The organism is Hymenobacter agri (assembly GCF_054778495.1).
Genome location: NZ_BAAGZM010000289.1, coordinates 1 through 5,258, shown reverse-complemented (window position 1 = coordinate 5,258; position 5,258 = coordinate 1). Strand labels below are relative to the sequence as shown.

General features: G+C 60.8%; 4 protein-coding genes. All 4 read right to left on the bottom strand.

Annotated features, from left to right (window positions below; genetic code table 11):
* Positions 1-327: hypothetical protein (locus ACYVDE_RS13915; protein ID WP_460502147.1), on the bottom strand; the 327-nt coding region annotated here is incomplete at its 3' end.
* Positions 328-643: 316 nt separating this feature from the next.
* Positions 644-1,093, bottom strand: coding sequence for a VOC family protein (locus tag ACYVDE_RS13910; protein ID WP_460502146.1), 450 nt, complete (start codon positions 1,091-1,093; stop codon positions 644-646).
* Positions 1,094-1,415: 322 nt separating this feature from the next.
* Positions 1,416-1,862, bottom strand: coding sequence for a hypothetical protein (locus ACYVDE_RS13905; protein WP_460502145.1), 447 nt, complete (start codon positions 1,860-1,862; stop codon positions 1,416-1,418).
* 587 nt (positions 1,863-2,449) lie between these two features.
* Entirely contained in the window at positions 2,450-4,909 is a 2,460-nt protein-coding gene (locus ACYVDE_RS13900; protein ID WP_460502144.1) for a glycoside hydrolase family 31 protein, read from the bottom strand.
* Positions 4,910-5,258: the final 349 nt, after the last annotated feature.

Here is a 5,258-nt window from a genome sequence, read left to right as displayed (position 1 = left end):
CAGCGCCGCCAGGCCCAGCACCCCGGCGTAGAGCAGGTTGGCCGGGTGGTGCTCGCTGCCGAGTAATCCCACGGCCCCGTTCAGCCAGATGAGCAGCAAGCCCGCCGCCAGCGCCAGCCCGATGCCGAACCGGTACGCGGGGCCGTTGGCCTGGCCGGCAATGAGCTGGTACACCAGCCCGGTGCCGAATACCAGCCCACCGGCAAACACGAAGTCGGCAAGCGTCCAGTTGACTTCCTTAGTGAACTGCATGGCCACGAAGGGAACCAGCAGCAGGGCGGCCGTGACGAGGGCCAGGCGGGAAACGGATTTGAGGTGCAGCGTCATGATACTAAAGCTGAGGAATGAGGGAAACTGAACTTGGGAATCCAGTGGCCCGAGGCCATAACCAATCTGGCATTGGACCTTGGGCGCGAGTTGATGACAAAGAAATCACAATCACTTTGTATTTCAAAGTAATTTCAAACACTTTATCAACTGCGCCGTTCCCCGTAGCTCGTGAAGGCGTTTTTTGCTAGTGAGCACCGCAACAAGTACCGGTTAGAATGCTCGGACCGCCCGCTGGCTTCCGGCCGACTGAATCATCACTTGCACCACTGGCCCGCAAACAGGCAAGGCATCTCACGAGGTGCCCTGTGGTGGTTTAGCGCAGGTCAGCGGCTAACTCGATGACGTTGCCATGCAGGTCGGCAATGAAGCCGCAGCGCTTGCCGATGGCCGGCACGTCGAACGGCTCGAGCACGACGGCTACGCCGCGCTTGCGCAGGGCGGCCAGCGTGGCGTCTACGTCGGCCACATTTAAGCAAAAGTGGTGGTAGCCCAGGCGCACCGGCGGCGTGGGAGTGGGCGCCGGGCCGGGCGGGCCTTCGCACAGCACTTCCAGCCAGAAGCTGTCGTCGTTGGCCGGGGCGAGGAAGGCGAGCTGCAATTCGCCCACCGTCCAGGTGTGGAGGAGGCGGAAGCCGAGCTTGTCGGCGTACCAGTGCAGGGTGCCGGCAAAATCCGGGGTGCGCAGCCCCACGTGCGCGCCACGCATGGTGCCGTTGACGCCCTGCGGCACTTTGGCCGGCAGCGCGATGGTGTTCTGATTCATGTAGTTTCCGGTTCGGTTGCCCAAGTGGCTGGGCCGCACAAAGGTGCCGAGCGCCGCGGCCGGAACTGTGGTGAATATTTCAGTTTCTGCGGGGAGTTGGGTGGGGAGCCCTGTGATGATTTTAATATTAGTGATGGCGCGTGTCTGCGGCATCGGTAAGGCCTGCTACCACCAACGCCCGCAAGTATGCGGACTATGTGGTGAGCGACGCGCCCACCGACGCTACGCCGCCCCGGCCGTAGCGGCTGGCCGATTGGCAGGAAAAAAGGGCGCCCGCTGGGGCGCCCTTTTTTGAGTTTTGAACAGTTTATTCTAATACATTCTAAGGCCGTTGATAGGCATAGAGACGGAGATTGTCTGGCGATAACTCCATTTGAAACTTGCCGATTGAATCGATTTTTTGTTGAATAGATAACAGGTCTTGGGGCAATGAATTACTGCTAGCGAATCGAGGAAAATCTAACCACTCAATTTCTTTGTATGCTGCCCAGCCTAACCGAGGCCTACCGATAATCATAGCCTCCATCGCGCTGGCATAATAGTTAAACTGATAACTCGTGTGCTCGTCGATAGCAAGGAGCCTCTCGACGCTTTCATCCTCCCAAATAAGTTTGACCTTACACTCGTGGACCAAAAACCAATTTTTCACTAGCGTTGCGATAAGTTTAACCCACTTGGCATTGCTCATTAGTGGGTGAAGATTGGATTCAAGAATAACCTTGTCCAAATCTGCATCAGCACGCTTTATCGCAAAATTGCGTTTCATCATGAGGTTAAAAGGTATTCCGGAAACTTAAGTCATACTCGCCACCGGCCCCACGCTCGCCCGCACCTCACCAAACCCAGAGGGTACCACCACGGCCGGCAGCACCAGACCGGTTTCCAGCGCAGCTCCTGCTACGGCGGGCTGGACATTGGTCGAAACGCATCTGCGACGCGCGCAAATTGGAAACTCAATGACCATTCTTTACTATGGTGAAGGAGGTGTAGCAAAATATGCTTGCCGGGTCAGGGCGACCTCTTGTCAGATATCTCGCGGTTGTGAATCTCGCCGGCACACCTTTTCCCGGCCTGAAATATCCTGTCACCCGAATCTGGAGGGGTATGTTATTTCCGTTCCACAGCTTATCAACCTCTGGAAGTGACGCCTTGGCTTTTTCCAGATAGATGTGTTCCGGATACCTAACGGGCGACTTCGTCCTAATAACCCATTGGGCACACGTGCATCCAACGGCACCGTAAGACACCACAAGCGTTAATGCAGGTACTTTAGTGGGTACAGAAGTAGCAGCACTCCACAAGAAGGCTAAGGCAATAATTGTATTCACCACAGTGTCTGAAAGCTGCTTCGAAAACTTAAGCGGTAAGTGCAAATTCGCCTTGAACTAGGCTCACCCGCACCTCGCCGAAGCCAACCGGCACCACCACGGCCGGCAGCACCAGCCCGGTTTCCAGCGTTTCTTCGGTTACGGCGGCAGGCTGGCCATCGGTGGTGGCTGCGAGCGTGCCGGGCAGGCCGTGCAGCACCACGCGGTAGGTGGCGTAGCTGGGGGCGTAGTCGCCTTCGCTGGTTTGGGTGAGTATGAGGCCCTCGGCGGAGCCGCTGACGGTGAAGCGGCGCAGGGATTTCTGGCCTTCGGTGTAGGCGTAGCCCTCGCCGCCGTCGTCGTAGAGCACGCTTTCGAGGGTACCGTTTTTGTGGTACACGTGCAGGGTCAGCTCTTCCACGGCTTTTTCGCCTACGTACTGCATCACGGGCTGCATGGGCACCACGGCCCCGGCCCTGATGAAGAGCGGAATGCGGGTGAGGTCGGCGGCGGCCCACACTTCGGCGCCGCCGGTTTGCAGGGCGTCGGTCCAGTAGTAGAACCAGTCGCCGCGGGGCAGGTACATCCAGCGGCCGTCGGCACCGGGCTGGGTAATGGGGCACACCAGCAGGTTGTCGCCGAGGCCGAACTCGGCCATTCGCAGGTAGGTTTCGGTGTCGTTCTGGTCGAGGAAGGTGAGCGGGCGCAGCATGGGCGTGCCGTGGGTGGCGTACTGCCAGAAGGCGGTGTACACGTAGGGCAGCAGGCGGTAGCGCAGCTCGATGAAGCGGCGGGCGAGGTCGGTGGTGTCGTCGCCGAAGCTCCAGGGCTCCTGGTCGCCGTGGTCGCCGGAGGAGTGGGTGCGGAAGAAGGGGTGGAAGGCCCCGAGAGCAATCCAGCGGGCGTAGAGCTCGCCGGTGGGCGTGTCGATGAAGCCGCCGATGTCGGAGCCGATGAAGCTGAAGCCCGAGATGCTCAGGCGCTGGCACTGGATGTTGGCCAGCCAGAGGTGCTCCCAGCTGGCGATGTTGTCGCCGGTCCAGCCCGAGGAGTAGCGCTGCCCGCCGCTGTAGGTGCTGCGCGTGATGGTAAAGGGCCGGTTGGGGTAGCTGAAGCGCTTCACGCCGTCGTTGGTGGCGCGGGCCATCTGCATGCCGTAGATGTTGTGGGCCTTCTGGTGCGAGGCCCAGTGCCCGTCGTAGTGGAAGCGCACGTCGGGCGGGAAGGTGCCCTTCTCGAACACGGCCGGCTCGTTCATGTCGTTCCACACGCCCTTCACGCCGATGTCCTGAATCAGCTCCTTGAACAAGCCGGCCCACCACTCGCGCACGGCCGGGTTGGTATAGTCGGGGAAGTTGCAGAGGCCGGGCCACACCGAGCCCTTCATCAGCGGGCCATCGGCGCGGCGGCAGAAGTAGTCGTTGGCCACACCCTCCTGGTACACCGAATACTCGGGGTCAATCTTGATGCCGGGGTCGATGATGACGACGGTTTTGAAGCCGTCCTGGGCCAGCTCCTGCACCATGCGCTTGGGCTCGGGGAAGTGCTGCTTGCTCCACGTGAAGCAGCGGTAGCCCTCCATGTAGTCGATGTCGAGGTAGAGGGCGTCGCAGGGAATCTGGCGGTCGCGCAGGCCGCGGGCAATTTCCCGCACGTTGCTTTCGGGGAAGTAGCTCCACTTGCACTGGTGGTAGCCCAGCGTCCAGAGGGGCGGCAGCTCGGGCGGGCAGGTGAGCAGGGTGTATTCCTGGGCCACTTCGAGCAGCGTAGGGCCGTAGATGAAGTAGTAGTTCAGCTCGCCGCCCTGGGCCCAGAAGCTGGTCACGTCGGCCCGCTCCGCGGCAAAGTCGAAGCTGGCCTTGAAGGTGTTATCGAAGAAAATGCCGTGCGCGATTTTCTGGTGCAGCACGTGGTAGAACGGGATGTTCTTGTAGAGCGGGTCGGAGCCTTTCTGGTAGCCGTAGGTGTCGGAGCCCCAGTTGGTGAAGCGCTTGCCGCGCAGGTTCATGTTGTCGGGCTTGTCGCCGAGGCCATAGTAGTGCACGCCGGGCGGCACTTGCTTGCTCATCTTCACGATGTCGTTGCCGGTGTCGTAGTCGTACTCCCAGTGAAAGCCCTTCTCGTCTTCGCTCAGCACCGTGCCCGAGCGGTCGAGCACGCGGGCCTTCAGGTTCTCCTTCTGAATAATGCAGATAAGCCGGGCCGTGGTGAGGCGGTAGTGGTCGGGCTTCTCGCGGAACTCGACCACGGCCGGGGCCAGGCGCGTGGTGGCATCGGCCGGCACGGCGTAGGAGAAATCGGGTGAGAGCGGCCCGTCGGTGAGGTAGCGGAAGCGCAGGATTTTGTCGCTCAGCACGTGCAGCAGCAGGCGCACGCCGTTGCGGCAGTTGAAGAGAAACCGGTGGCCGTCGAGCTCGTCGACGCGGACAATTTCGCCGGGCAGATGCTCCTGGTGGCTCTTGGCCGCCAGGTCGTTCACCATGTAGTTATTTTCCTGAAGGAAGTTCATAAGTCGTTTCTGGGCAAAGCACAACCCGGGCCGCCAATCAGGCAAAAGCCGGCCGAATGGGGCGGGTTGGCGGCTGATTAAGTTCGCAAGTTACTTTTTTAAACTACCGCCGGAAAGGAATTTTCGGCGAGATGTGGCCCGCGCGCCGTAGCATTGGGGAAGTTTTCGCCGAACGGCACGCCACCCCGGCCCGGCACCCACCGTCCCCGTTCGTCCCTCCCCGCTGCGCATGATTCCGACCGATTTTTCCGTCCTGCTCCTGGCCTGGGACGATGCCGACCCCGGCGTGGCCGTGCTGGGCGGCTCGGCCCTGCCCCCCACCCTGCCGCTGGTGTATCAGCTGGCCGCC